This window comes from Rhodococcus sp. Chr-9, assembly GCF_000801125.1.
GTDB lineage: Bacteria > Actinomycetota > Actinomycetes > Mycobacteriales > Mycobacteriaceae > Rhodococcus > Rhodococcus pyridinivorans.
In genome coordinates, this window is sequence record NZ_JTIZ01000131.1 from 62,953 (window position 1) to 89,952 (window position 27,000).

At 68.8% G+C, this 27,000-nt stretch carries 27 protein-coding genes and 1 pseudogene; 11 read left to right on the top strand and 17 right to left on the bottom strand.

Features of this window, described 5'->3' with window-relative positions:
- Nucleotides 1-19 precede the first annotated feature (19 nt).
- The 3 genes from QR64_RS23370 to QR64_RS23380 are packed head-to-tail and all read left to right on the top strand — an operon-like array spanning nt 20 to nt 1,824.
- The gene (locus QR64_RS23370) at nt 20-529 is read left to right on the top strand and encodes a flavin reductase family protein (RefSeq protein ID WP_039587536.1); all 510 of its coding nucleotides are present in this window, start codon (nt 20-22) and stop codon (nt 527-529) included.
- A 37-nt stretch (nt 530-566) separates the two neighbouring features.
- On the top strand, nt 567-1,343 hold the full coding sequence (locus QR64_RS23375; protein ID WP_024103101.1) for a pyrimidine reductase family protein: 777 nt from the start codon (nt 567-569) through the stop codon (nt 1,341-1,343).
- Entirely contained in the window at nt 1,333-1,824 is a 492-nt protein-coding gene (locus QR64_RS23380) for a CinA family protein (protein WP_039587541.1), read from the top strand. The genes QR64_RS23375 and QR64_RS23380 overlap by 11 nt, the downstream gene beginning before the upstream one ends.
- A gap of 529 nt (nt 1,825-2,353) precedes the next feature.
- Here the strand turns inward: QR64_RS23380 and QR64_RS23385 are convergent.
- Nucleotides 2,354-4,153, bottom strand: a complete 1,800-nt coding sequence (locus tag QR64_RS23385; RefSeq protein ID WP_039587542.1) for an acyl-CoA dehydrogenase — start codon at nt 4,151-4,153, stop codon at nt 2,354-2,356.
- A 139-nt stretch (nt 4,154-4,292) separates the two neighbouring features.
- Between QR64_RS23385 and QR64_RS23390 the strand changes: the two genes are divergently transcribed.
- A complete protein-coding gene (locus QR64_RS23390) occupies nt 4,293-4,925 on the top strand; it encodes a TetR/AcrR family transcriptional regulator (RefSeq protein ID WP_037217077.1) in 633 nt (210 codons plus the stop codon).
- A gap of 70 nt (nt 4,926-4,995) precedes the next feature.
- On the opposite strand, the gene QR64_RS28465 is transcribed toward QR64_RS23390, so the two are convergent.
- From QR64_RS28465 to bla, 4 genes and pseudogenes are all read right to left on the bottom strand, one after another.
- Nucleotides 4,996-5,361, bottom strand: coding sequence for an FKBP-type peptidyl-prolyl cis-trans isomerase (locus QR64_RS28465; RefSeq protein ID WP_039958015.1), 366 nt, complete (start codon nt 5,359-5,361; stop codon nt 4,996-4,998).
- Nucleotides 5,362-5,367: 6 nt separating this feature from the next.
- A pseudogene (locus tag QR64_RS28470) lies at nt 5,368-5,713 on the bottom strand (FKBP-type peptidyl-prolyl cis-trans isomerase); the annotation flags it as partial.
- Between the two features lie 31 nt (nt 5,714-5,744).
- Complete coding sequence (locus QR64_RS23400) at nt 5,745-7,043, bottom strand: citrate synthase (protein WP_006551650.1); 1,299 nt, start codon at nt 7,041-7,043, stop codon at nt 5,745-5,747.
- A gap of 271 nt (nt 7,044-7,314) precedes the next feature.
- Nucleotides 7,315-8,292 carry a class A beta-lactamase gene (bla, locus tag QR64_RS23405; RefSeq protein ID WP_039587543.1) on the bottom strand — a complete coding sequence of 326 codons (978 nt, stop codon included), beginning with the start codon at nt 8,290-8,292 and terminating at the stop codon, nt 7,315-7,317.
- A gap of 167 nt (nt 8,293-8,459) precedes the next feature.
- Here bla and QR64_RS23410 point away from each other — a divergent pair, with 167 nt between their 5' ends.
- A complete protein-coding gene (locus tag QR64_RS23410) occupies nt 8,460-9,335 on the top strand; it encodes a LysR family transcriptional regulator (protein ID WP_039587545.1) in 876 nt (291 codons plus the stop codon).
- Nucleotides 9,332-10,279 (top strand): serine hydrolase, encoded by a 948-nt coding sequence (locus QR64_RS23415; RefSeq protein ID WP_019289918.1) that lies wholly within the window; start codon nt 9,332-9,334, stop codon nt 10,277-10,279. The genes QR64_RS23410 and QR64_RS23415 overlap by 4 nt, the downstream gene beginning before the upstream one ends.
- On the opposite strand, the gene QR64_RS23420 is transcribed toward QR64_RS23415, so the two are convergent.
- Both QR64_RS23420 and pdxH read right to left on the bottom strand, forming a co-directional pair.
- The gene (locus tag QR64_RS23420) at nt 10,262-11,530 is read right to left on the bottom strand and encodes an MFS transporter (RefSeq protein ID WP_006551656.1); all 1,269 of its coding nucleotides are present in this window, start codon (nt 11,528-11,530) and stop codon (nt 10,262-10,264) included. The two genes, QR64_RS23415 and QR64_RS23420, sit on opposite strands and share 18 nt — an antisense overlap.
- On the bottom strand, nt 11,527-12,213 hold the full coding sequence (gene pdxH, locus QR64_RS23425) for a pyridoxamine 5'-phosphate oxidase (protein WP_197481817.1): 687 nt from the start codon (nt 12,211-12,213) through the stop codon (nt 11,527-11,529). Before pdxH ends, QR64_RS23420 begins: the two co-directional genes overlap by 4 nt.
- Before the next feature lie 184 nt (nt 12,214-12,397).
- On the opposite strand from pdxH, the gene QR64_RS23430 reads away from it, so the two are divergent.
- The 4 genes from QR64_RS23430 (at nt 12,398) to QR64_RS23445 (ending at nt 16,557) form a co-directional block, all read left to right on the top strand.
- Nucleotides 12,398-13,525, top strand: coding sequence for a citrate synthase 2 (locus tag QR64_RS23430; protein WP_019289920.1), 1,128 nt, complete (start codon nt 12,398-12,400; stop codon nt 13,523-13,525).
- A gap of 104 nt (nt 13,526-13,629) precedes the next feature.
- Complete coding sequence (gene serC, locus QR64_RS23435; protein WP_039587547.1) at nt 13,630-14,751, top strand: phosphoserine transaminase; 1,122 nt, start codon at nt 13,630-13,632, stop codon at nt 14,749-14,751.
- A 220-nt stretch (nt 14,752-14,971) separates the two neighbouring features.
- A complete protein-coding gene (sepH, locus tag QR64_RS23440) occupies nt 14,972-15,841 on the top strand; it encodes a septation protein SepH (protein ID WP_197483268.1) in 870 nt (289 codons plus the stop codon).
- Nucleotides 15,842-15,855: 14 nt separating this feature from the next.
- Nucleotides 15,856-16,557, top strand: a complete 702-nt coding sequence (locus QR64_RS23445) for a DUF6928 family protein (protein ID WP_039587548.1) — start codon at nt 15,856-15,858, stop codon at nt 16,555-16,557.
- A gap of 33 nt (nt 16,558-16,590) precedes the next feature.
- On the opposite strand, the gene QR64_RS23450 is transcribed toward QR64_RS23445, so the two are convergent.
- The 8 genes from QR64_RS23450 to QR64_RS23485 form a co-directional block, all read right to left on the bottom strand.
- Nucleotides 16,591-18,174, bottom strand: a complete 1,584-nt coding sequence (locus tag QR64_RS23450) for an alpha/beta hydrolase (protein WP_006551662.1) — start codon at nt 18,172-18,174, stop codon at nt 16,591-16,593.
- Between the two features lie 127 nt (nt 18,175-18,301).
- The gene (locus QR64_RS23455) at nt 18,302-18,727 is read right to left on the bottom strand and encodes a hypothetical protein (protein ID WP_039587697.1); all 426 of its coding nucleotides are present in this window, start codon (nt 18,725-18,727) and stop codon (nt 18,302-18,304) included.
- Between the two features lie 208 nt (nt 18,728-18,935).
- Nucleotides 18,936-19,352: an SHOCT domain-containing protein gene (locus QR64_RS23460; RefSeq protein WP_006551664.1), complete on the bottom strand. Its 417-nt coding sequence runs from the start codon at nt 19,350-19,352 to the stop codon at nt 18,936-18,938.
- Nucleotides 19,353-19,625: 273 nt separating this feature from the next.
- Nucleotides 19,626-20,051: a hypothetical protein gene (locus tag QR64_RS23465; RefSeq protein ID WP_039587550.1), complete on the bottom strand. Its 426-nt coding sequence runs from the start codon at nt 20,049-20,051 to the stop codon at nt 19,626-19,628.
- A gap of 94 nt (nt 20,052-20,145) precedes the next feature.
- Nucleotides 20,146-20,418, bottom strand: a complete 273-nt coding sequence (locus QR64_RS23470) for a DUF2537 domain-containing protein (protein WP_039587551.1) — start codon at nt 20,416-20,418, stop codon at nt 20,146-20,148.
- Nucleotides 20,415-21,221, bottom strand: coding sequence for a TrmH family RNA methyltransferase (locus QR64_RS23475; RefSeq protein ID WP_039587701.1), 807 nt, complete (start codon nt 21,219-21,221; stop codon nt 20,415-20,417). Before QR64_RS23475 ends, QR64_RS23470 begins: the two co-directional genes overlap by 4 nt.
- A 115-nt stretch (nt 21,222-21,336) precedes the next feature.
- On the bottom strand, nt 21,337-21,768 hold the full coding sequence (locus tag QR64_RS23480) for a MarR family winged helix-turn-helix transcriptional regulator (protein WP_006551668.1): 432 nt from the start codon (nt 21,766-21,768) through the stop codon (nt 21,337-21,339).
- A 44-nt stretch (nt 21,769-21,812) separates the two neighbouring features.
- The gene (locus QR64_RS23485) at nt 21,813-23,282 is read right to left on the bottom strand and encodes an NCS2 family permease (protein ID WP_039587704.1); all 1,470 of its coding nucleotides are present in this window, start codon (nt 23,280-23,282) and stop codon (nt 21,813-21,815) included.
- 80 nt (nt 23,283-23,362) lie between these two features.
- Here QR64_RS23485 and QR64_RS23490 point away from each other — a divergent pair, with 80 nt between their 5' ends.
- Entirely contained in the window at nt 23,363-23,614 is a 252-nt protein-coding gene (locus QR64_RS23490) for a DUF2530 domain-containing protein (RefSeq protein ID WP_039587553.1), read from the top strand.
- Nucleotides 23,615-23,653: 39 nt separating this feature from the next.
- Here the strand turns inward: QR64_RS23490 and QR64_RS23495 are convergent, their stop codons facing one another.
- Complete coding sequence (locus QR64_RS23495) at nt 23,654-24,193, bottom strand: phosphatase PAP2 family protein (RefSeq protein WP_039587555.1); 540 nt, start codon at nt 24,191-24,193, stop codon at nt 23,654-23,656.
- Complete coding sequence (locus tag QR64_RS23500; protein ID WP_039587557.1) at nt 24,190-27,000, bottom strand: sacsin N-terminal ATP-binding-like domain-containing protein; 2,811 nt, start codon at nt 26,998-27,000, stop codon at nt 24,190-24,192. The genes QR64_RS23495 and QR64_RS23500 overlap by 4 nt, the downstream gene beginning before the upstream one ends.

Genomic DNA, 27,000 nt, shown 5'->3' on the forward strand with positions numbered 1-27,000 from the left:
CGGCCGTACGATTCCGCTCATGGCCGGCACCCCACTCGAAGGATCCGCCGACGGTTTCGCGGGCATCGCCTCGCTGCTCGACTACCCGATGTTCATCGTCACCGCTTTCGACGGCGAGGAACGCAGCGGTTGCCTGATCGGTTTCGCGACCCAGTCCGCGATCGATCCGGCCCGCTTCCTGGTGGCGCTGTCGAACAAGAACCGGACCTACCGGGTGGCGTCGAAGGCGAAGCACCTCGCCGTGCACGTCCTGACCCCGGCAGACCGCGAACTGGCAGCGCTGTTCGGCGAGCACACCGGCGACGACATCGACAAGTTCGACCGCTGCTCGTGGCACGAGGGACCCCACGCACTACCCGTGCTGGACGGCCCGCGCGCGTGGTTCGTCGGCCGGATCCTCGAGACCTTCACGACCGGCGACCACGGCGGTTTCCTCCTCGAACCCGAACGCGGTGAGCTCCGTGGCGACCTGGACCGCCTCATGACCTTCAAGTCCGTGGGTGACCTCGACGCCGGGCACGGCGCGTGACGTGCATCCGGCGGGCGGGAGTGGTCTGATCGGCGTCATGCGACGACTCGACGGCACCGATGCGACGCAGCACGTGGACGACACGGCGCTGCGCGCTCTCTACGCCTATCCCGACGACCTGTCCCGGCCGTGGATGCGGATCAACTTCGTGTCCTCCCTCGACGGAGCCGTGGCGGTCGAGGGACGATCGGGCGCCCTCGGCTCGCCCGCCGACAAGAAGGTCTTCGGGCTGCTGCGCGAACTCGCCGATGTGATCCTCGTGGGCGCAGGCACCGTGCGGGCCGAGAACTACGGCGGCGCGAGGACCAGCGAGGCCCTGCGCGTGCGCCGCGAGGAGGCCGGACTCGCTCCGATACCGCCGGTCGCGGTGGTGACCGCCTCGTGCGACCTGCCGCCCGACCTGCGTCTGTTCACCGACACGACGATCCCGCCCGTGGTCTTCACGACCGCACGGGCCCCCGAGACCGCCCGGCGCGCGGTGGAGGCCGCCGGAGGCGACGTCCGCGTCATCGCCGACGCAGTGATCGACGGCCCCTCCCTGCTCGCGGCGATCGGCGAGGCGGGATGGCTCCGGGTGCTGTGCGAGGGCGGACCGAATCTGTTCGGCCGCATGATCGAGGACGGCGTCGTCGACGAGCTGTGCCTGACCTGGGCTCCGGTCCTGGCCGCCGGCAGCGCCGCGCGTATCGCGCATTCGCCGACGGCCGCTCTGACACCCCTGCAACGTGCGCACCTGGTGTGCGACGACGACGGCACCCTGCTCACCCGCTGGGTGCGACCCGATGCTCTGGAAGGAGATACGCATGGCCGATGACGACGTGGTGGAGGGGACGGACACCTCCGACGAGTTGATCGAGCAGCTGGCACAGCTCGCCTCCGACAAGGAGCTGACGCTCGGCTGCGCGGAGTCGCTCACCGCGGGCACGCTCGCAGCCCGCCTGGGTGCCGCGAAGGGCAGCTCCGACTGGTTCCGCGGCGGCATCGTCGCGTACTCGCGCGAGGTCAAGTACGGCCTGCTCGAGGTTCCGGAGGGCCCCGTCGTGTCCGAGAGCGCGGCCCGCACGATGGCGGAGAGCACCTCCCGCCTCCTGGGCGCGGACATCGTCGTCGCCGTGAGCGGAGCCGGTGGGCCCGACCCGCAGGACGGCCGCCCGCCGGGCACGGTGTGCTTCGCGACGACCGGTCCGGACGGCACCCGCAGCGAGGAGCAGCGCTTCGACGGTGATCCCCAGGACGTGCTCGCGAGGACGGTGCGTCACGCCCTGTCGTTGCTCGTCGAGCGCACATCCGCCTGAAAATCGGATGCGATCTTCCACCCGCGGGGCCTAACGTGACGAACATGCGCGTCGTCTTCACGAAGGGTCCCGGGATCGGGTACGAGATCGCGGTGCACCGCGACATCGGTCCGGAGCTCGCTCCGCGCAACGGCCCGGGCGGTCACCCCTATCTCCCCCACGACCTCGTGCACCTGCTGGTCGAGAACGAGGCGGGTATCGAACTCGGTGTCTTCGGGCAGCTGGCCGCGGGCGACAACGGCATGTTCTGGCCCGTCGACAATGCGGAGCGGACCAGAGCGGGTCGGCGTCGGCGCTCGAAGAAGCATGCGATGCCGCCGCGCGCGGAGGCCGACATGATCAGGTCGGAGACACTGGCGCGCATCGCCGTTCCCGTCTGGGAGGCGCGACGCGGCCTGGCGTCGGGCCTTCCGGCATATGTGTCCGCGCACGATGTCACCCCGGTGGTCGACCGGATCGTCGACACCTTCGACGACTACGCCGACCGGTGGCATGCGCTACCGGTCGGCGGGTNACCTGGAAGGTGTCGTTACAGAACCGACGGTGACACGTCGAGGGTCGTGCGGTCGAGGCTTGCGAGCAGATCGAACTGCGGACCGGTCTTGGGCAGTTCGAAACGGAAGAAATACCGTGCGGCGGCGCGCTTCCCGTCGAAGAAGTCGCCCTCGCGGTCGCCCACCGCGAGAAGCTGCTCGAGCCACATCCACGCCACCACCACGTGCCCGACGGCTTCGAGGTAGACCGACGAGTTGGCCAGGGCCACAGCGGGATCGCCGGTGGACCACAGCGTCGCGGTCGTCTCCGCGACGCGCGCCACGGCCGCGCCCAACTGCTGGGCGTAGGCGGCGGCGTCGCCCCCGGCCTGCGTCGCCCGCGCGATCGTCTCGCCCACCGCTTCGCCGAGCAGCGCGAGAGCGGCACCGCCCTGCATGATCACCTTGCGGCCGAGTAGGTCGAGGCCCTGGATGCCGTGCGTGCCTTCGTGAATGGGGTTGAGTCGGTTGTCGCGGTAGAACTGCTCGACGTCGAACTCGCGAGTGTAGCCGTAGCCGCCGAGCACCTGGATCGCGAGGCTGTTGGCTTCGAGGCACCACTGCGACGGCCAGGACTTCGCGATGGGCGTGAGCAGGTCCAGCAGCAGACCGGCGCGGGTGCGCTCGTCGTCGCTCTCGGCGGTGCGCTGCACGTCGACGAGCTTCGAGCAGTACAACCCCAGCGCGAGAGCTCCTTCGACATAGGACTTCTGCGCCAACAACATTCGTCGCACATCGGCGTGTTCGACGAGCGGCACCTGCGGCGAGGCCGGATCCTTGGCGCCGAGCGGCCGGCCCTGCGTGCGGGTACGGGCGTAGTCGAGCGACTGCAGGTACCCGGCGTAGCCGAGGGAGGTGGCGAGGAAGCCGACGCCGATCCGGGCCTCGTTCATCATGTGGAACATGTACGACAGGCCCTCGTGCGGCTCACCGAGCAGGTAGCCGACCGCACCGGCCTCGCCGCCGGGGGTGTGGACGCCCTCGCCGAAGTTGAGCAGGGTGTTGGTGGTGCCGCGGTTGCCCATCTTGTGGTTGAGGCCGACGAGCGCGACGTCGTTGCGTTCGCCGAGCGTGCCGTCGGCCTCGACGAGGAATTTCGGGACGATGAACAGCGAGATGCCCTTCACCCCGTCCGGCCCGCCGGGGATCTTGGCGAGGACGAGGTGGACGATGTTCTCGGTGAGTTCGTGGTCGCCGCCGGAGATCCACATCTTGGTGCCGGTCAGCCGGTAGGTGCCGTCGGCGGCGGGCACGGCCCTGGTGGTGATGTCGGCGAGCGACGAACCGGCCTGCGGTTCGGACAGGCACATGGTGCCGAAGAAGCGGCCCTCGAGCATCGGCGGCACGAACGTCTCGATCTGCTCGTCGCTGCCGTGGGTGACCAGCAGGTTCGCGTTGGCTGCGGTGAGGAAGGGATACGCCGAGGTGCCGGCGTTCGCGGCCTGGAACCACGCCATCGAGGCACGTTGCACGGCGACCGGCAGTTGCATGCCGCCGTGCTCCTCGTCGAACCCGCCGGCGAGTAGTCCCGCCTTGCAGAACAGGTCGAGCGCGTCCTTGACCTCGGGGATGATCTCGACGCGACCGTCCTCGCCGATGCGAGGCTCCTGAGCGTCGCCCTTCTTGTTGTGGGTAGCGAAGTGCTTGGTGGCGATGTCGGCGCTCAGGTCGAGTACGGCGTCGAAGGTCTCCCGTGAATGCTCGGCGAAGCGGTCGCGAGCGGTGAGGGACTCGATGTCGAGCCAGTCGTACAGGAGGAAGTCCAGGTCGCGGCGGGACAGGACTGGAGAAGGCATCGAGGATCCTTTCGGGCGACTCGGATATCGGCCGTAGCAGGAACGAACTCAGCAGGAACGAACTAAGCGCTCACTCAGTAGACCAACGACGGTGCATGATGTCAACGACGCCTTCTCCGCGACCCGCAGGACGGACCCCGTGACCGACACACCCGAGCAGACCCCCGACGCCTCTCTTGTCGCAGCGCTCCCGAGCGGTGGATCCGAGGTCGCGCGCCGGCTGGTCGCCTCCGCGGTGGAGTCCTTCGCACGCCGCGGCTACCACGCGACCACCACCCGAGACATCTCCGTCGGCGCAGGATTGAGCCCCGCAGCGCTCTATGTGCACTTCCCGTCCAAGGAGGCCGTGCTCTTCGAGGCCGGCCGCAACGGGCACCTCCACGTCCTCGAGGAGGTCGAGAGCGCCGCCACGAGTTCCACCGACCCGATCGAGCGGATCCGCGCCATCGTCGACCGTTTCGTGCGGATCCACGCCGTGCACCACACCACCTGCCGGGTCGCGCAGTACGAACTGCATGCGCTGTCGGAGGAGCACTACCGCGAGATCGCGGAGATCCGCAGGCGCACCGACGCGGTGGTCCGTGAGGTCATCTCCTCGGGGGTCGACATCGGCGCGTTCCGGGTCGGCGACGTGCCCACCGCAGCACTGGCGATCCTGTCGCTGGGGATCGACGTCGCCCGCTGGTACCGGCCCGGCCGCGTGGACGTCGACGATCTGGCCCGCAACTACGTCGGCCTCGCATTGTCGATGCTCGGGGCGCCCCGTAACTGAACGAAGACGAGGCCCGCAACCCCGGTGGTCTCACCGGTGTTGCGGGCCTCGGATGTCGTTGCAGGTCCGGCTATCCGACGCCGAGCAGATCGATTACGAAGACCAGCGTCTTGCCTCCGAGCGGATGCCCGGAACCGGCCGGTCCGTACGCGAGCTGCGGGGGCACCGTGAGCTTGCGGCGTCCACCGACGCGCATGCCCGGAATGCCTTCCTGCCAGCCCGGGATCAGTCGTCCGAGCGGGAAGCGGACGGAGTCGCCGCGAGCGAACGACGAGTCGAACACATCGTTGGTGTCGTACTCCACGCCGTGGTAGTGCACGTCGACCACGCCGCCGGGCTGCGCTTCGTCGCCGTCACCGATGGTGATGTCCTCGATGACGAGATCGGCGGGCGCCGGGCCGGTCGCCGGCTCGACCGTCGGAACCTCCGGCGGCACCTGCACGGCGAGCAGGTCGATGATGAACACGAGCGTCTTGCCCGACAGGCGGTGGCCCGACCCGGCGGGACCGTAGGCGAGCTCCGGCGGGATGGTCAGCTGGCGACGGCCGCCGACCTTCATACCCGGGATGCCCTCCTGCCAGCCGGCGATCAGACCGGACAGCGGAAAGGTGATGGACTCACCACGGCTCCACGACGAGTCGAACTCTTCACCGGTATCGAACTCGACCCCGACGTAGTGGACTTCGACCTTCGATCCGGGCTCCGCTTCGGCACCTTCGCCGACCACCAGGTCCTTGATGACCAACTGGGTGGGGGCGGGACCCTCCTGGAACTCGATTTCAGGCTTTNTCGGTCGATCTTTCCGGTCGCTCCGAGGGTTCAGCGCTCCTCGAGGGACGTGTACGGGCGCTCGGTGTAACCGGTGTAGATCTGACGCGGACGGCCGATCTTCAGGGTCGGGTCCGAGTGCATCTCACGCCAGTGCGCGATCCAGCCGGGCAGGCGACCCAGGGCGAACAGCACGGTGAACATGCGGTCCGGGAAGCCCATCGCACGGTAGATCAGGCCCGTGTAGAAGTCGACGTTCGGGTACAGCTTGCGCTCGATGAAGTAGTCGTCCGTGAGGGCGGCCTCTTCGAGCTTCATGGCGATCTCGAGCAGTTCGTCGCCCGCACCGAGCTTCTTGAGGATGCGGTCGGCGGTCTTCTTGACGATCGCGGCCCGCGGGTCGTAGTTGCGGTAGACGCGGTGCCCGAAGCCCATGAGCTTCACGCCGTCTTCCTTGTTCTTGACCTTGCGGACGAAGTCCTTGACGTCGCCGTCGGACTTGTGGATGCCGTCGAGCATCTCGAGCACGGCCTGGTTGGCGCCGCCGTGCAGCGGGCCCCACAGTGCGTTGATGCCGCCCGAGATGGACGTGAAGAGATTGGCGTCCGAGGAACCGACGAGGCGCACCGTCGACGTCGAGCAGTTCTGCTCGTGATCGGCGTGCAGGATGAGCAGCATGTCGAGCGCCTGAGCGATCTCGGGATCGATCTCGTAGGGCTCGGCCGGGAAGCCGAAGGTCATGCGCAGGAAGTTCTCGACCAGCGACAGCGAGTTGTCGGGGTAGAGGAAGGGCTGACCGACCGACTTCTTGTAGGCGTACGCCGCGATGGTCGGCAGCTTGGCGAGCAGACGGATCGTCGACAGCTCGACCTGCTCGGAGTCGTCCGGATCGAGGGAGTCGGGGTAGTACGCCGACAGGGCGTTGACCGCGCTCGACACGACGGGCATCGGGTGCGCGTTGCGCGGGAAGCCGTCGAAGAACCGCTTGAGATCCTCGTGCAGGAGGGTGTGGCGGCGGATCTTGTCGGTGAAGACCTCGAGCTGCTCCGCAGTCGGCAGCTCACCGTAGATCAGCAGGTAGCTGACCTCGATGAACGTCGACTTCTCGGCGAGCTGCTCGATCGGGTATCCGCGGTACCGCAGAATGCCCTTCTCGCCGTCGATGTACGTGATCGCCGACTTCGTGGAGGCGGTGTTGACGAAACCCGGGTCGAGGGTGGTGTACCCGGTCGCCGCGAGGAGCTTGCCCAGCTCGATACCGTCATTGCCTTCCGTCGCCTTGGCGATCGACATCGTGTGTTCGCCACCGGGGTAGCTGAGGGTGGGGTTGGTGTCATTCTCAGCGGGCACGAAGGATCCCTCTCAAGCTCAGACCTACGAGAAACTTCCGGACATTCACGTAGAACCTAGCCGTAGCGCAGGGTATGCGCTGCGGCAGGGTCCGCCGAAGGTCCCCGATCGGTATGTCGTCCATGTGGGTTCCGAACGCTCGCCCGCACCCTCCGCGACTGCGCCGCAAGGCCGGCACACGCCGATAACCTGCGGCAATACTACCCGGGTCTCACCAAGGTCGTTACGCGGGGATCTGCGCGTATCCGGCGCCCCACGCCGGCCACTGTACTCACGGCACAGCGAAGAGTGCGTCGACCAGCACGGCGGTGGTCTCCGCGACGGGCGCGCCCTCGAGGGGTGCGTCGGGGTCGCCGGTGGTCGAGTCCGACAGGATCGCCAGCAGCAGCGGTTGCCCGTCCGGCGACCACACCACCCCGGCGTCGTTCACCGTCCCGTGATTGCCCCCGCCCGTCTTGTCCGCCGACGTCCATCCCGGCGGCAATCCCCCGCGGATCCGGGTGTCCGAGGTGGTGGTGGCGCGCATCCAGCCGAGCAGTGTCCGCTGTTGCGGCGCGGGCAACCCCGCGCCGAGGAGCACCTCCCGGAAGCCGCGAGCGAGTCCGGCAGCGGTGGTGGTGTCGCGCTCGTCGCCCCGTGCCGCCTCGTTGAGTTCGGGTTCCCAGCGGTCGAGCCGGGTGGTCTCGTCCCCGACGGAACGGGCGAAGGCGGTGACGGCCCCGGGTCCGCCGATCCGTTGGAGCATCAGGTTTCCGGCAGTGTTGTCGCTGCGGGTGAGCGCGGCCTCGCACAGCCGGTCGATCGGCAGTACGCGCCCCTGATGTTCCGAGGTCACCGGCGAATTGACGACGATGTCCTCCGGGTCGATCGGGAGGGTCTCGTCGAGACGGAGGGATCCTTCCGCCTCGAGTCGCAGGATCGCGGCGGCGGCGTAAACCTTGAACGGAGAACAGATCGCGAACCGTTCGTTGGCCCGATAGGTGTGGACGCGCCCGGTCACCGGCGACTGCGCGACCACACCGAGCCGCACGGCGTAGCGGTCCTCGATCTCCCGGAGACGCTCGTCGACACCGGCGGCGAGCAGATGTGTGCCGGGTACCGAATCGGCCGTCGTCGACGGCCCCCTGGCGATCGGACCGTCCGGCGACCCGCAGGCCGCCGCCGCGGCGACGGAGGACAGGGCGAGCGCGGAATGGAGAAAACCCCTGCGCGACAATCCTTTCCGGAGCAGTGAATCGGTGGAAGCCATGCCGACAGGACACCACCGACGGGAGTCGCCCCGCCAATACCCACCCGCCGTCCGCACGAGTCGGAAGAACTATCGCCGCTGTTGGAGGCGGGGACGACGGACGGGATCCGGCCGCGCGACACGCCGGGTCGGTGAATCGTCCGCCCGTGCTGATTGAATCCCCTGCCATGGACCTGATCCGCCACCTCCGGTTCTTCGTCACCGTCGCGGAGGAAGGACACTTCGGCCGGGCCGCGGCGGTGCTCGACATGACGCAACCTCCTCTGTCACAAGGACTTCGGAAACTCGAGCAGCATCTCGGTTCCGAACTCGTGCATCGCACCAGGCAGGGAGCGGTCCTCACGCCCGCCGGAGCGGAGCTGCTCCCCCGCGCTCGTCTCCTCATCGACGACGCCGATCGTTTCCTCGCCGAGGCCGGGCGCGTCGCCCGCGCCCGGGGTCTTCTGCACTGGGGTGCCACCCGCGTACTACCCGATCGCCTGGTCACCCTGTGCGTCACCGTTCTGAGCAGACGCGGTGAGGCGACGGTGGCGACGCGTTCCGCGAGCACGGTCGAACTCGTCGACGCCGTCCGCTCGGGCATGTGCGATCTCGCCGTCGTCGAGCATCCGGCTCTGACCGAAGGACTCGAGGCCGGCCCGGTGGTCAAACTCCGGCGATGGCTGGTCGTGCCGGCCGACCACCGCAGCGCCCGCTCCGACCGGCCCCGTCTGCCGATGCTCTCCGACCTGACGTTCGCCGCGCCGCCGCGGACGGGGAACCCGGCGGCCTTCGACGCGGCGCAGGATCTGCTGCGCGAACGCGGACTCGATGTCGAGACCACCCCGGCGGCGGACGACCGCGCGGTGCTCGCCGCCGTGGCCGCCGGTACCCACTTCGGGATGTCGACCTCACCGCCCGGCTCGGTGCCCGGCGTGGCCTGGCTGGACTGGGCTCCGTCCGCGCTGGCCCTGCGGGTGCGCATCGTGCGACGTGCCGACGCCGACGTCGGTGCGCACGTCGACGCCCTCGACCGCGTGCTGTTCAAGGAACGCGTCCGGTGAAAGGCGGAGAACGGCGAGACACGGCGGTCGACCGGATCCGCGCGGTGTTCGCGGATGCCGGGTGCACGGGATGGCTGCACGCCCGTCGGTGTTCGGATCCACGTGCGGCGACGCTGTCGGTGCGCGGGGACGAACGCGTGGTCCTCGCGTCGGTGTACAAGCTTCCGCTGTTCCTCGCGTTCTGCGCGGAGGTGGACGCCGGCCGACTCGACGCATCCGGGCAGCTGCGGATCGTGCCGTCGGACTGCACCCCCGGCCCGACCGGGATCGCGAGCTTCCGGGATCCGGTGACGATGAGCCGACGCGACGTGGCCGCATCGATGATGACGGTGTCCGACAACGCGGCGGCCGATGTGCTGCTCGGCGAGATCGGCACGACCACCGTCGAGGAACTCCTCGCGCGCCTCGGACTCACGCGGACCCGGATCATCGGTGGCACGGCGGACGTCTATCAGCGCCTCGTCGAGGAGACGGACACCCGCACCACCGTCGAGGCGTTCCGGGCGCTCACCGACATCGACGCGGCCTGGACGGTCTCGGCGTACGACCCGGCCTACACGAGCGCGACCATCCCGGAGGAGATGACCCGGCTGCTCGAGGCCGTGTGGTCGGGCTCGGTGCTCTCGCCCGAGAGCACCGCCTTCGCGCAGCAGGTGATGCGCGCCCAGGTCTGGCCGCACCGCATCGCGTCGGGCTTCCCGCATCGCGGGGTCGCGATCGCCGGCAAGACCGGCACGATCGGCATCATCCGCAACGAGGTGGCGGTCGTCGAGTTCCCCGGCGAGTATCCGATCGCCGTCGCGGTGTTCACCCGCGCCGCCCGCGCGGATCCCGTACTGCCGGTCGTCGATGCAGCGATCGGTGAGGCCGCGCGCATCGCCGTCACGGAGTTGCGTGCTCCCTTGCCGTGCGACTCCGCAGGCGCGTCATCCGAGAGTGCGTGAGACCCGGTAGCGTACGAAGGCAGGGAAGGCGACGACGCACACGAGCGTGCCGACGATGACGAGGACGCCGCCACCGGCAGCCGCGACGGCCGTGCCTGCAGCCGCTGCGGCGGCGCCGTGGAGCACGTCGCCGATGCGCGGTCCGCCCGCGACGACGACGATGAACACGCCCTGCAAGCGGCCACGCATCTCGTCGGTGGCGACGGTCTGCAGCATCGTCGAGCGGAAGGCCGCGGACACCATGTCGACCGCCCCGCCGAACGCCAGGAAGAACAGGGCGACCCACAGCAGCAGACCGCTGCCGTCGGGCTCGGCCCACCACACCGCGACACCGAAGCCGACCATCGCCACGCCCCACAGGACGATGCACACGATCACGGCGAGACCCTGGCGTTGCACCCGCGGCAGCCATCCGGAGAAGACGCCGCCGATCACCGCGCCGACCGACATGGCCGCGAACAGCAGACCGAGGGCGAAGCCGCCCTGCGCCGGATCGCCGAACGACTCGTGGGCGATCTGCGGGAACAGGGCGCGCGGCATCCCGAACACCATGGCGACGATGTCGACGACGAACGACGCCAGCAGGATCTTCTGGCCCGACAGGTACCGGAAACCGTCGAAGACCGCGCGCAATCCGGCCTTGGTGACCTCACCGAGCGGCGGGATCGCCGGGAGTCGGACCACCGCCCACAGCGTGGCGAGCAGGAAGATCGCGTCCAGCAGATAGAGGGTGGACAGACCCACGACGGGAATGAGAGCGCCGGCGAACAACGGACCGGCGATCGCCCCGAACTGCACGACCGTCATGTTCAGCGAGGTGGCCGCCGCGATCTGCCCGACCGGCAGCAACCGCGGGATCACCGCCGCGCGGGTGGGTTGGTTGACGGCGAAGAACGCCTGCTGCACCGAGAAGAGACAGAGCAGTACCCACACGTTGTTCAGACCGATCGCGGCCTGCGCCCACAACAACAGCGACGTGACACCGAGACCGGTGGAGGTGACGATGAGCAGTTTCCGGCGGTCCATCGCATCGGCGAGCGCTCCACCCCACAGGCCGAACACCACGAGCGGCACGAGCCCGAACACGCCGGTCAACCCCACATAAGCGGAGTTCCGGGTGATCTCGTAGATCTGCTGGGGTACGGCGACGACCGCCATCTGCGCACCGATGACGGTGACGATCCCGGCCCACCACAGCCGGGCGTAGTCCTTGTTGCGCAGCGGTGTGGTGTCGGCGAGCAGGCGCCTCACGGTTGCAGACGCTCGGCGATCCAGCGACCGTCCACCAGGCGGGTCCGGATCCGGTTGTGCAACCGGTTGGGCCGGCCCTGCCAGAACTCGACAGACTCGGGCACGATGCGGAATCCACCCCAGAACGGCGGCACCGGGATGTCGTCGTCGACCTCGTAGCGCTCGGCGGCCTCGACGAGGGCGTGCTCGAGATCGGCGCGTTCGGCCACGGGACGCGACTGCTGCGACGCCCATGCGCCCAGGCGGGATCCACGCGGCCGCGTCTGCCAGTACGCGAGGGTCTCCTCGTCTGGCACGCGCACGACCGGTCCGCGGACGGTCACCTGCCGGTAGACCGGTAGCCAGAGGAAGGTCGCCGACGCGTAGGGGTGCCCGGCCAGATGGCGGCCCTTGTCGGACTCGAAGTTGGTGAAGAAGGTCAGGCCGTCGGCGTCGATCTTCTTGCACAGCACGGTGCGGGTCGCCGGGTGGCCGCGCTCGTCGACGGTCGCGAGCACCATCGCGTTCGGCTCGGGCACCGCGGTGGCGACCGCGTTCGCAAACCACGTACGCACCAGCGGAAGCCAGCCCTCGGCGACATCGCCGGGGGTGAGATCGCGGTCGGCCGAGGACTCGTCGGTCGGCCCGGACGGGCTGTAGTCGACACGCATACGCGCGAGGTCGTCACCCTCGGGGCGCGGCAACGGGAAGTCGGACGGCACGAACGACGACGGTACTCCCGGCATCCGGGCAGCGACGCTCGGACCACGGGCGCTACAGTTTTCCCGACGACCCGAGTGGGGCGCCGATCACACCTGACGGTGACCTCATTCCACCGGCAGCGCGGCTCGGACCGGGCCGTGCTCGAACGAGGAGAGCCCAACCGTCATGGCAGCGCGCGCGTCAGTTCCCGAGGATTTCGTCGCAGGACTCGAAGGCGTGGTCGCCTTCACGAGCGACATCGCCGAGCCCGACAAGGACGGTGGCGCATTGCGCTATCGCGGCGTCGACATCGAAGAGCTCGTCGAGAAGGGAGTGACCTTCGGCGACGTGTGGGCCCTGCTCGTCGACGGCGAGTTCGGTCGCGGCCTGTACCCGGCCGAGCCGTTCCCCCTGCCGATCCACACCGGCGACGTGCGTGTCGACGTCCAGGCCGGTCTGGCGATGCTCGCACCCATCTGGGGCTTCCGTCCGCTGCTCGACATCGACGACGCCACGGCCCGCGACAATCTCGCCCGCGCCGCGGTGATGGCCCTGTCCTATGTGGCGCAGTCCGCCCGCGGCATCTACCAGCCCGCCGTGCCGCAGCAGCGCATCGACGAGGCGAGCACCGTCACCGAGCGCTTCATGGTGCGGTGGAAGGGCGACCCGGATCCCAAGCACGTCGAGGCGATCGACGCCTACTGGGTCTCGGCGGCCGAGCACGGCATGAACGCCTCGACGTTCACTGCCCGGGTCATCGCCTCGACCGGCGCGGACGCGGCCGCCTCGCTTTCCGGCGCGGTCGGCGCGATGTCCGGCCCGCTGCACGGCGGTGCGCCGGCCCGCGTGCTGCCGATGATCGAGGAGACCGAACGCACCGGCGATCCGCGCGGTCTGGTCAAGGGCATCCTCGACCGCAAGGAGAAGCTCATGGGCTTCGGTCACCGCGTCTACCGCGCCGAGGACCCCCGCGCCCGGGTGCTGCGCAGCACCGCCCAGCGGCTCGACGCTCCGCGCTTCGAGGCGGCGGCCGCGCTCGAGCAGGCCGCCCTCACCGAGCTGCGCGAGCGTCGTCCCGACCGGGCGATCGAGACCAACGTCGAGTTCTGGGCTGCGGTGATCCTCGATTTCGCCGAGGTCCCCGCCGCGATGATGCCCGCGATGTTCACCTGCGGACGGACCGCCGGCTGGTGCGCCCACATCCTCGAGCAGAAGCGTCTGGGCAAGCTCGTGCGTCCCGCGGCGATCTACACCGGCCCCGATCCACGCCCTGCCTCCGAGGTCACGGGCTGGGATTCGATCACGCATCGCTGATGCCTCTTCCTCGGCCGGGCCGACCAGCGCCCGGCGGAGGCTCCGAGGGGGCGGTCTAGACTGCCTGTGCACCATGTCCCTCGACTCTTAGGACACGCATTCCGATGGCAGACGCGTCACCGATCATTCCCGCCGACCTCAAGCCCGCAGACGGCCGCTTCGGCTGCGGCCCGTCCAAGGTTCGTCCCGAGCAGCTGCAGTCGCTGGTCGATGTCGGCGCTTCGGTGTTCGGCACCAGCCACCGGCAGAAGCCGGTCAAGGACGTCGTCGCCCGTGTCCGCTCGGGTCTGCGCGACCTGTTCTCCCTGCCCGAGGGCTACGAGGTCGTCCTCGGCAACGGCGGCACCACCGCCTTCTGGGACGCTGCGGCCTTCGGTCTGATCCGGGAGCGCTCGCAGCACTTCACCTACGGCGAGTTCTCGTCGAAGTTCGCGACGGTCGCGAAGAAGAACCCGTTCATCGGCGATCCGATCGTCGTGGGTTCGGAGCCGGGCTCGGCTCCGGAGATCGTCGCCGACGCATCGGCCGACCTCATCGGCTGGGCGCACAACGAGACCTCCACGGGTGTCGCGGTTCCGGTACAGCGTCCCGCCGATTCCGACAACACCCTGATCGCGATCGACGCGACCTCGGGTGCCGGCGGCCTGCCGGTGAACATCTCCGACACCGACGTGTACTACTTCGCCCCGCAGAAGTGCTTCGCCGCCGACGGTGGCCTGTGGATCGCGCTGATGAGCCCGGCAGCGCTCGAGCGTGTCGCCGAGATCAAGGAATCGGGTCGCTTCACCCCCGAGTTCCTGTCGCTGCCGATCGCCGTCGACAACAGCAGCAAGGACCAGACCTACAACACCCCGGCACTGGCCACCCTGCTGATGTTCGCGAACCAGATCGAGTGGCTCAACGGCAACGGCGGTCTCGACTGGGCCGTGGCGCGCACGAAGGATTCGTCCTCGCGCCTGTACGAGTGGGCCGAGGCCTCCGAGTACGCGACGCCGTTCGTCGCCGATCCGTCGCTGCGTTCGCAGGTCGTCGGCACCGTCGACTTCGCCGACTCCGTCGACGCGGCGAAAGTCGCGAAGATTCTGCGGGCCAACGGCATCGTCGACACCGAGCCGTACCGCAAGCTCGGCCGCAACCAGCTGCGCATCGGTATGTTCCCGGCCATCGATCCCGAGGACGTCACGCAGCTGACCAAGTGCATCGACTGGGTCGTCTCCCAGCTCTGAGTACGCCGCACAGCGGGGCCGGGTCCGATGTCGGATCCGGCCCCGTTGTTGTCATAGTCTCGACCCCGCATCGAGACATTTCGGCGAACCCTGGACGATAACGCGCCGCGTCGGATTTCTTGCGATGTCGCTCGGCGTGGCGCGGCGTGTCCGGCCACGAAAAATATCCAGGTCGGTTACAGTCGGGCGGGTCAATCGCGATCGGCGCGAGGAGGTCAAGGTGCGAGAGCTTCGAGTGGTCGGTCTCGAGCCCGATGCTAAGCATGTGGTGCTCGCCGATCCCACGACGGGGGACAAGTTCCGCATTCCCGTCGACGACACCCTGCGCGCGGCCGCTCGCGGAGATCTGGCCCGTCTCGGCCAGATCCAGATCGAGACGACCAGCCAGCTCCGCCCTCGCGAGATCCAGGCCCGCATCCGCGGCGGCGCCTCGGTCGAACAGGTGGCCGACGAGGCCGGCGTCCCGGTCGCCAAGGTCGAACGGTTCGCCTATCCCGTCCTGCTCGAGCGGTCCCGGGCCGCCGACATGGCCAAGAAAGGCCATCCCGTCCGCCCCGACGGTCCCGCCGTCGAGACCCTCCACGAGATCGTCACGCAGGCCTTCCGCGCTCGCGGGCACAGCCTCGACGAAGCCGAGTGGGACGCCTGGCGCGACGACGAGGGCTTCTGGGTCGCGCAGTTGCGGTGGCACGCCGGTCGTTCCACGAACCGCGCGCACTGGCGCTACCAGCCCGACGCTCACGGCGGCACGATCACCGCGCTCGACGACATTGCCGCCGATCTCGTCGATCCCGATTGCGGCCGTCCCCTGCGCTACCTGACCCCGGTCTACTCGGCGCGCGACGTCGACGATTCCACTGAGGTGGAGAACGCCGACCATCACGCCCCGATCGCGCTGGAGGCTCCCGCTTCCGACGAACCGGCTCCGGAGCCGGTCGCCGACGAGGAGACCACCGTCGCCGTCACGGTGCCCGACGACGCCGATGCATCGCGCGCGTCGCAGGCTCCCGCGAAGGACAAGCGCGGCAAGCCCGCGCTCCCCTCGTGGGACGACGTGCTGCTCGGTGTGCGCAGTAACGGACGCGTCTGAGGAAGTCGTCGACGATGTCGGCGACAGTGTCGACGCTCTGGTACGTCGACGCACCCGATCCCGTAGCGGTGCTGCGCGAGTTCTCTCCGGACCGCGATGCGGCGCGAGCACTTCTGTCGCGTCTGTTCCCGGAGTTCCAGGTCGATCCCGGCGCGCGGGTACCGCTCGCCGACGCCGGGGGCACCGGCGAGGACGATGGCGCCGAACAGTTCCGGGTCGGTAGCTATCCCGGTGTGACGGTGGTGTCGAGCCCCCGATTCGCACTACGCCACCCCTCGGAGCTGCCCACGATGTGGTTGCGCACGCCCGCCGCCGAACGCACGTGCCTGCTGGCATCCGATCCGGCCGGTGCGTGGGGATCGTTCGCCGTGTGGGAGTGCGGCCGGCTGCGCCGCGGCTTCGGAGCGAACACCGTCGAGTTCTTCGAGGACCAGGGAATCCCGTTCGTATGGGAGCGGCCGTTCTGGGCGGGCGAGCATCCGCTCCGCTGGCCGCCGAACGTACCCCCTCCCCCGGAGTCCCTGCCCTTCCACCCTCGCAAGCTCGTCGAGGAGGCCCACGGCGCGTGGCTCGGGTTCCGCTATGTCGGGCGCCGCGACGACGAACTCGACCCGCGGAACATCGACACCTGGAGTTTCACGCTGCGCACCCCGGTCCCGCAGATCTCCGTCCCCGCACCGAAGACCTCCTGGTGGCGGCGACGCGCGGCGCACTGACGTGCCGTCGAGCGACGCTCCCGGTCGGACTCGTCACTCCTCTGCTCCGACAATGAATTTCACCTCGTCGATGTCGTCGGGTGTGATCTCCGGGGATTGCAGGACGAGAGCCCAGGCGTCGACGTACTCGGTGCTGTACTTGTGGCCGTGCCCGGCCGGGACACCCGTGGAGAAGGGCAGATCGGCCGTGACCTGCCAGAAGGTCACGAACGGGATCCACACCATGTCCTCGAGCACGTCGCGGCCGGGGGCTTCGCCGATCCAGTCCGGCTCACTCGTGATCAGGTGCGGACTCCACCAGACGATCGGGTCCGACGGGTGCATCAGATACAGCACCCGACTCCCCTCCCACGGCTCGTCCGTCGGCGGGATCTCCGCCTGTGGGTCGTTCGTGAACCGCACCGTGCGGCCGTCCCGGAAGACCGGTTCGATCTCGGGGCTGCCGGCCTCCCGGCGATCGCTGAACTCCCGGAAGAGGACGTTGAAGTTCGGAGGTCCGGCGAAGACCGTGCCCGACGTGCGATTGCGCAGGTCGTACTCGCCGCTGAAGGCGGTCTCCCCGCCGAACGAACCGAGGCTCTCCCCAGCCACGAGCAGTCGGGGGCGGGCGTCCTGGGGAAGCTTCGACCAGACGTCGTAGACCGCGTCGAACAGGTCGCGTCCGGATTCCCGCGCCTTCGACTGATCGACGAGATAGGAGATCCACGAGGGCAGATAGGAGTACTGGATCGCGACCGTCGCGACGTCGCCGCCGGTCAGGTACTCGACGGAGTCCACCAGGGCCGGGTCCACCCAGCCGCTCCCCGTCGTCGTCACGACGACCAGGTTGCTCCGCTCGAATCCTCCTGCCCGGGTGAGGTCCTCGACAGCGAGGGACGCACGATCCTCGGTGTCGTCCGCCGATGCCAGGCCGGCGTAGATCCGGATCGGTTCGAGGGCAGGACCTTCGGTGAACTCACCGAGTTGTTCGGTGGTCGGCCCCTGCCCGACGAAGATCCGCCCCTGCCACCCGAGAGAATCCCACGGAACGACCGAATCCGGTCCACCGGAGCGGAGTGCGGTCGTCGGTTGCTGCACACCTTCCTCGGTTCTCGTGTCCCGCGCCGAGAACGCCGCATTGGCGGCGTCGATGAAGCCGGCGAGGAGCACTCCGGAGACGATCGCGTACACGAGTCCCGCGACGAGAACCCACCCCACGACGTTCGCGGCCCGCTGCCCGATCCACCGGTCGAGTGTCCGTGCCGCCCAGTGGTACAGGGCGCGGATACCACGTCCGATCGCCAGCAGCACAGCGAACATCACGACCGCGACGAGCGGGGAGAGAACCGCAAGTGCCAGGTTGTACTCGGAAACCCCCATCAGAGTACGGATCTCGTGCTGCCAGTACTGGCCGAGCCCGAAGAAGACCGCGAAGAGGACCGCCCCGCAGGCGCCGAAGATCCACCACGACGCAGCCTTGGGAGACCGAGGAGGCCGGTCGGCGAAGGCGCGCCACACGAACGCGAGGAGCACGCCGAGGCCGTATCCGATCGCGGCAGTGATCCCGCAGATCATCCCCTGCAGGATCCCGCCGCGCGGAAGCAACGACGGGGTGAACGACAGGCACGCGAAAAGCACTGCACCCCAACACCCGGGAAGTGTGAGGTGCAGTGCCCACCGCCGTGCCCGCGATCGGGGAACATCGGTCGCGACGTTCGCACCCGGATCACCCCGGACGCTGCGGCCGTTTTCTTGCACGGTCGCGTCAGTAGTAGTCGGCGCGTGGCTGCCAGGTCGAGATCGCCCAGATCACGACCGCGTCCAACGCGATGATCAGGATCGACCACCACGGGTAGTACGGCAACCACAGGAAGTTCGCGATGATCGACAACGCAGCGAGGACGATCGCCGTGACACGGGCCCAGGTGGCGCCGCTCATCAACGCGAGACCGGCGACCAGCATCACGACACCGAGGACGATGTGGATCCATCCCCACGTGGTGAAGTCGAACTTGAACGTGTATTCCACGCCCCGCACGAAGACTTCGTCCTCGGCCACCGCGGCGATGCCCTGGAAGAGCTGGACGACGCCGACCGTTGCCAGGATGATCGCGGCCCCGATCGAGGTGCCTGCGGCGATGCCCTGTTTCACACTCATTCCGTCCCTGTCGGGACGTACGTCATGAGACATGACGATCCTCTCGTGTACGAAGGAGACATCGGTCGTGCGCCGGCCCTCGCGAGGAGCGGTCACGATCCGATTCGGAGGAGCAAGGACGCTACGGGTTACGCTGACGCCCTTATACTTTCAACCGTCGGCTACCCCGACGCGATACAACGATCGCACGAGCCGACCACGGAAGGGCACCCGTCCGGGATGCCCTTCCCGCACCGATGGTTCACGCGATGGGCACGCCGTCGCGTCCGGTCGTGACGTTGCCGAGCGCCTGCGCTTTGAGGTGTTCGTACTCCGTGGGTGTGATCGCACCCGAATCGAGCAGGGCCTTGGCGTCGGCGATCTGCTGGGCCGGGGATTTCCCGACTGCCACGGTCCGGATGTACTCGTCGGTGGCCTGCTTCGCCTCCGCTTGGGCCTGCTGCGCCCGCAGTGCCATCCCGCGGCCTCGAGCGATCAGGTAGACCAGCGCCGTGAGGTACGGAAGGATCACCAGTCCGATGACCCACATCGCTTTGACCCAGCCGGACACGGAGTGATCACGAAAGAGGTCGACGATGATTTGGAACAGGACAATCAGGTATGCCACGAATGCGAATACGACGACTGTGTACCACACGTAGTCCCAGAATGAATCCATAGCCGAACCTCCTCGGCCGGACCGGGGGACGGAACGATGCCCGCGAAACCGCCCGGTGATTGAAGATCTCGAATCCTGTGTCCCCTGCGGCGTGCCGTTGCCGACACCACCACCAGTCATGGCCCATCCGCTCGACACCGGAACGAATCCGTGGCATCTGTCCGACTCCGGTGTCGGCGGGTCTCGCTANAAGGAACGCATAAACCATACGCCCATCACGAGTGGAGGGCACGTGTTTTCGCTGATCGTGCGCCCGGTGCACGACCGGGTCGTTCAGGAGTAGATCGCTCGGGGGTTCCATGCCGAGATCGCCCAGATCACCATCACGTCGAACGCGATGATCAGGATCGCCCAGCCCGGATAGTTCGGAAGCCACAGGAAATTCAGCACGATCGACAGTGCGGCGATGACGATCGCCACCACCCGCGCCCAGGTCGCGCCGGCGATCAACGAGATTCCCACCACCGCCATCGCGACGCCGACGACGATGTGGATCCAACCCCACGTCGTGAGGTCGAACGCGAACGTGTATTCCGGCCCGGCGACGAGCAACTCGTCGTCGGCGACCGCAGCGATCCCCTGGAGGATCTGCAGCGTCCCGATCAAGGTCAGGATGATCGCGGCTCCCACCGCCATTCCGGCCGCCAGACCCTGACCGACCGACATGTGCTCCCGCTCGGCATTCGCACCGTGGGACATGACTCTCCTTCCGGCCCACCCGACATTTCCGAGTGTGCGCTTCGGAGGCGTTCTGCGGAATGCCTCCAGTGGAGGAACTCTCCGGCGGAGGCGGTCAGGACACGAGCAGCGCGAGCCAGCCGAACGGCACACCGGCCACGAAACCGGCGGCGAGCCAGCGCAGTACCTGCACCCGGAGCCACGACCACACGGTCGGCGCGACTCCCGCGACCGTCACGACATTGACGACGACGGCGAGGGCCGGATGGATCCGGCCGAGCACCTGCCCGCAGGCGACGACGGTGATGACGGTGGCGACGAAGGAGAATGCCGTCAGCGTGAGCCCCGTCGCCCAGGGTGTGGGCACGGGGCCGCGAGTCCGGCTCATCGCGGAAGCCGCACCCGCTCGTAGAACGCCATCGCCGCAGCGGTGGCCACGTTCAGCGAATCCGTGCCGACAGCCATGGGAATCCGGGCACGCACGTCGGTCGCCCGCATCGCATGTTCGGTCAGGCCCGGCCCCTCGGCGCCGAGCAGGAGCGCGACTTTTTCCCCCGTCATCGCTTCGGCGAGCGGGATCGCCCGTGGGTCCGGGGTCAGGGAGATCAGTTGGAATCCTCTGCTGCGCAACAGATCCAGGTCGTACGGCCACCGGTCGACGTGCGCGAAGGGGACCCGGAGGACGTGCCCCATCGACACGCGCACCGCACGCCGGTACAGAGCGTCGGCGCATCCTTTCCCGAAGAGCACACCGTCGACGCCGAGTCCGGCGGCGTTGCGGAACATCGAGCCGATGTTCTCGTGGTCGTTGACCCCTTCGAGCACCGCGACCGTGGTCGCCTTGTCGAGGACGTCGTCGAGCGAGAGCGGTTCGGGCCGGTGCGCGACGGCGAGCACCCCGCGGTTGAGGTGGAAGCCGACGACCTCCGCCATGGTCGCCGCATCGGTGCGGTAGAACGGCACGTCGACGTCACGCAGGTCGTCGGCGAGTTCGTCCAGCCGCCGACTCACGCCGAGCAGGCTCGTCGCAGCGAACCGGGAGTCGAGCATGCGCTGGACCACCAGCACACCCTCTGCGATCACCAGACCCTTGCCACCGGGAAGGTCGGGCCGACGGTCCGCGGAGTTGAGATCGCGGAAGTCGTCCACCCGGGGGTCGGAAGGATCGTCGATGTCGATGACGTGAACCACCGGGTCATTCTCCCAGCGGCCCTGCACCCTCCCGCACCGGGTCGGTCGTCACGACCGCGGTGCGGTCAGTCGTCATCGACCGCGGTGCGGTCGGTCGTCATCGACCGCGGTGCGGTCAGTCGTCTTCAGCGACGAGCGCCGTGAGGATTCCGACGGCGTCGCGCAATGTGGCGAGCGAGTCGGGATCGAGTTTGTCGAGCCGTTCGGTCAGCCACACTTCGCGTGCCTGCGCCTCGTCGGCGAGCAATTCCCTCCCGGCTTCGGACAGCGTCACGATGATCTGTCGTCCGTCCGTCGGGTGCGGCGTCCGCTCGACGAGACCGAGTTCGTGCAGAGACGCGATGACCCTGGTCATCGAGGGTGGTTGGACGCGTTCGCGCGCTGCCAGTGCCCCCGGGGTCATCGCACCTTCCTGCGCGAGGGTGGCCATTGCCGAGATCTGGGTCAGAGAAACTCGGGAATCGGTGCGTCTCCCCCGCAGATGACGCGTCAGACGCACAACGGCGAGTGAGAGGTCACCGGCGAGTGCGCGTGTATCCGAGATCATGGCGTGCAGAATACGTCACATCGCCCGAAACACGCGTCGGCTGCCTAGGTGAGCAGTTCCGTGAGCGGATCGACCGAGAAGTACAGGGCGAACAGCACTGCGACGATCCACATCAGCGGATGGATGGTGCGGATTTTGCCGCTCGCGGCGTGCAGGATCACCCAGGTGATGAAGCCGACGCCGATGCCGTTGGCGATCGAGTAGGTGAACGGCATGACCATGATGGTCAGGAAGGCCGGCAGCGCCACAGCGAACACCGAGAAGTCGATGTCGCGGACCTGGCCGATCATCAGGGCACCGACCACGACGAGAGCCGGAGCGGCCGCTTCGATCGGGACCACCTCGTACAGCGGGGTCAGGAACATCGCGAGCAGGAACAGCACGCCGGTGACCACGTTGGCCAGGCCGGTGCGGGCTCCTTCCGCGATACCCGAGGCCGATTCGACGAACACCGTGTTCGACGAGGCGGAAGCGCCACCACCGACGATGGCGCCGGTGCCCTCGACGACGAGGGCCTTGCCGATGCCGGGCAGGGTGCCGTTCTTGTCGGCCAGGCCGGCTTCCTTGCCGAGGCCGGTCATGGTGCCCATGGCGTCGAAGAAGTTCGCGAGGACGAGCGTGAACACGAGCAGGGTCGCGGCGATCACGCCGATGCGGGTGAACGCGCCGAACAGGTCGACGTTGCCGACGAGGCTCAGGTTCGGGATGCCGAAGAAGGAGTCGGGGGCGTCGGGGGTGCTGAGGTTCCAGCCCTTGGGGTTGGTGCCCAGCGACGGGCCGACGTCGGCGATGGCCTCGATGATCATCGACAGGATCGTCGTGGCGACGATGCCGATCAGCAGTCCGCCGCGCACCTTGCGTGCGACGAGCACACCCATGAGCAGCACACCGACGACGAAGACGAAGGTCGGCCACGACGCGATGGAGCCGTCGATGCCCAGGCCGACAGGGACGGTGGTGCCGGCGGCGTCGGGGATGCGGCGGACGAAGCCGGCGTCGACGAGGCCGATCATGGCGATGAAGGCGCCGATACCGGCAGCGATGGCGGCCTTGAGTTCTGCCGGGATCGCGTTGAAGACCGCGGTGCGGAAACCGGTCAGGGCCAGCACGACGATGATGATGCCGTCGATGACCACCAGGCCCATCGCTTCGGGCCAGGTGACCTGCGGCGCGATGGTCACCGCCAGCAGGCTGTTGATGCCGAGGCCGGCGGCGATGGCGAACGGATAGTTGGCGACCACACCGAAGACGATGCTCATGAAGCCGGCGACCAGCGCGGTGACGGCGGCGACCTGGTTGATGGGCAGGATGTTGCCCATCACGTCGATCTTCGCGCTCGCGTCCTCGGCGGAGAAGCTACCGAGGATCAGCGGGTTGAGGACCACGATGTACGACATCGCGAAGAACGTGACGATGCCGCCACGCACCTCTCGGGACACGGTGGAACCGCGTTCGGTGATCTTGAAATAGGTGTCCAGGAAGGACGTTCGCTTGGAGTCGGTGCCTACGGCCATGTCCACAAATCCGCTCGTCGAGTACGGGGCGTCGCAACGGGAACCGATTATTGCAGCGCGAAGGAACTAATCTGCAAACCGTGGAACCCGCCCAGCTCGTCGCAGTCCGCATCCGACGCCTCGCCGACCCTCGCCCCGCGCTTGCCGTGGGAACCGGTCTGTGGGTGGTGGCGACCGTCGTCGTGGCGGTGGTGGGCGGCGAACTCCGGGACGATGTGCTTCCGGTCTGCGTGGCGGGAATCGTGGTGGGGCTGCTGGGAACTGCGCTCTTCCTGTTGCAGCGTCGCGCCGCCCGACGCGGTGACCGGGGTGCCCAGGCGGGGCTGGACTGACCCTCGCCCACGGCCGTCCGCGACAAGCCCACAGCGGTGTCAGCGACGGATCCGCACCCGAGTGATCAACCACACCCACAGCAGGGCCCATGTGATCCCGAAGATCCAGCCTGCGACGACATCGGTGAACCAGTGCGCCGCGAGGTAGACGCGAGAGAGCCCGATCACGACGGTGTAACCGGCGAGCGCGATCGTCGCGGCGGTCCGGCGGCGATCGCCGCGCGGCCACGTGCGCACGACGACCGCGACGAGCACCGTGGCCAGAACTGCGCTGGTCATCGCGTGTCCGGACGGGAACGACTCGGTGCGCAGGGCCAGGAGCCGTTCGGGTTCCGGTGGCCGGACACGGCCGAACAGATTCTTGAGCAACACCATCAACGGCCAGCCCGTGAGGACCGCTCCGGCGACGAGGACGGCGTCGGACAGACGATCGGCCCGCACCAGCAGCAGCGTCGTCGCCGCGGCGATCAGGCTCGTCGCGACTCCCCCGCCTGTGTGGGTGAGTGCGGTCACCGCGGTGGTCAGCCACGGCTCGCGGAGCGACACCATCCAGTCGAGCACCGCGGCATCGAGCGTCACGGTTCGGTTCTCACGTCCGGAGCCGTGAGCGCGGTGAGTGCCGCGGCCAGGCCGATCGGTGTGCTGTGGACGGTGCCGGCCGCGTCGACCCACCACGGGACCTCGACCTCACCGGTCAGGGCTCCGGAGCAGCGGAGGACGAGTCGGTCGTGCAGCGCGAGTACGCCGCGCGGAAGCGGCACCCCGGCGACGATTCCGGCCAGGACCGCGGCCGGTTCGCGCTCCCACGTCGAACTCCTCCCCTGCTCGACGGGTTCGGCGTCGACCACCGCGGACGCCACGGCGATGTCGAGCACGTCCGCGAGCGCGTGGGCGGTTCCCCTGCCGCCGGTGACGAGGCGGTCGTGCGGGATCGCGGCCGCGAACCACGGACGGTCGGGTACGAGAGCGTCGGCTGCGTCGACGACGACACCCGACAGGCTGCGCACCCCGTCGGGCAGAGTGACCGACTCGGGATCGAGACCACCCGACGAGAACGCCGCGGCGAGCGCGTCGTGCGCGGCGACGATCGCGGCCGGCCCCGGCGACCTGCTGTCGTCCGCGAGCCGGTCGAGCAGTGTCTGTGCCAGTTCGATGTCGTCGATCCGCGTTCCGGCGAGGGCGCTGCGGAAGGCCGATGCGTCGGGGTGGGTACAGGGATCGAGCAGACCTTCGAAAAGGGTGTCGTCGGCGAACCGGTAGTGGCCCAGAGGCCGGCCGTCGAGCGACGCGCGGGTGCGCAGATACCACGCCGTATATCCGGCGGGGTCGGCGATCGCTTCGGCCGTCGCGGGCTCGGCGGCCAGCAGGGTCAACGCCCGCGACCAGCGGCGATCGTCGACGAGATCGAGGTCGCGCACCGCGACGAGCACCTCGGGATCGTCGTCGAGCCGCTCCCACCACAGGTGTTCGTCGGGCAGATCGTGGTCGGGGCCGGTCGGCAGTTCCGCACGCAGGACCGTGAATCCCCAGCCCACACCGATCGCCCGCAGGGCGTCGGCCCCGTACCGGTCGACGACGGACGGGTCGACGGTGCCGAAGGGCGCGTCCTCGACGAGTACTTCTGCGAGCGGTGCACCGGGAAGCAGGAGTTCGTCGGCGGGGACGAGGTCGCCGTGGGTGTCGGGCAGCAGCAGCGCCCCGAGTTCGCGGGGCACGGCCGCGGGCGACACGAGCGGCACCAGTCGCAGCACGACGTCGGCGAGCTCACCGGCCGGGAGGTCGCCCTCCGGGTGGAGGTCGTCGGGATCGGTGTCCTCGACGGCCGCGACGAGCGCCGGGTCGGCGAGCAGGTCCTCGACCGTCACGGTGCCGGCTCCGAGCCGGGCGAGCAGCGGATGCGCGGCGTCGGGATGGACGAGACGCACCCAGGGCATGGACACCGGGCCGATATCCTGCAGTTGCGTTGCGAGAACGGCCGTACGCGGGCCGGTCACGGTCCGTCCGTCCGACAGCGGAACCGGCAGCGATGCGAGTTCCTCGGCCGCGACCGCGTCGACGACGAGCGGAGTGAGCGCCTCGTACAGGCGGTTCCACCACTTCGGATCGCGTTCGTGCCCGGAGAGCAGTTCGGCCAGTCGCGCGAGACCGAGCCGGTGCACGCCGACGGCGGACAGCGCGGACGCATGTCGCGGCCCGCACAACTCGGGGATCACGAGCCCCGGGACCACCTCGCCGAGGACGTCGGCGAGGTCGTCGGTGAGACCGGGAAGTGCGACGGCCCGGTCGGGCACCAGATCGGCGCTGCGGTCGGCGGCGGGAAGCCACGCGCCGGCGGCCAACTCGTCGAGGATCGCCTCGCGGATGCGTTCGTCGACCTCGCTGCGCGCGAAACCCGGCAGGGGCACGAGGTCGAGTCGCTGCTCGGCGGGCAGAGCCGCGACGAACCGCGCGTATCCGCGGGCGACGTTCTCGACGTGGGCTCCGGGAAGCACGCGCCTCCGGTCGGGTTGCATGGCGACGTCGGCGACGACGATCGCGGGAAGTGACAGCTCCTCGTCGGAGCGGGTGGGGGCACGCAGGACATCGCTGCGGACCGGGTCGACCCGCCCGTCGACGACGGGCACCAGCCATCGCGCCGACGCTCCGGTGAACTCCCACCAGGTGCGATCGCCGATCCGCACCTCCCACAGGCCGCTGTCGAGTTCGCGCCGGTGACGGGTGAATTCGTCGTCGGCGACGAGGACGGTGTGCAAGCCCGGGAGTTCGAGCAGGATGTCGTGGGCCTCGGATCGGAAGGCGTCGAGCAGTGCGACCGGGTCCACCCCGGGGCGCAGGGTCAGCACGACCTCGGTGTCGCTGCCGGTCGCCGGCGGGGCCTCCGTCGGCCACACGAGGCGCAGCGCCGGGACACCCGACTCCGGCTCGGGCAGGTTCCGCTCGGCCAGCACCGCGCGGGTGCGCTCGGCCGAGAAGTGGAGCGAACCGGTGCGCGAACGCACCTCGATGTCGTCGGAGACCGACAGCACCGCCGTGAAGCCGACACCGAACCGCCCCACGGTGGATCCGGCGCCGGTCTTGTTCGACGAGCGCAGTGCGGTCAGCGCGTGGACACCGCCCTCGTGGAGCGGCTCACCGATGTTCGCGACGTGGAGACGGCCGTCGGCGAACCAGACACGCAGCTCACCCGGTACATCGGCACGCGCGGCGGCGTCGGCGGCGTTCTGGGCGAGCTCGGTCAACACGCGGTCGCGGTAACCCGCGCGGACATGATCGGCCTCGGTCGCCGCGTCCTCGCGCAGACGGGTGGGCGACGACGACCAGGCCGCGAGGATCCCTTCGCGTAACGCCGCGGTCCCGAACGGATCCGCGGGGTCCGGCCGGGTCAC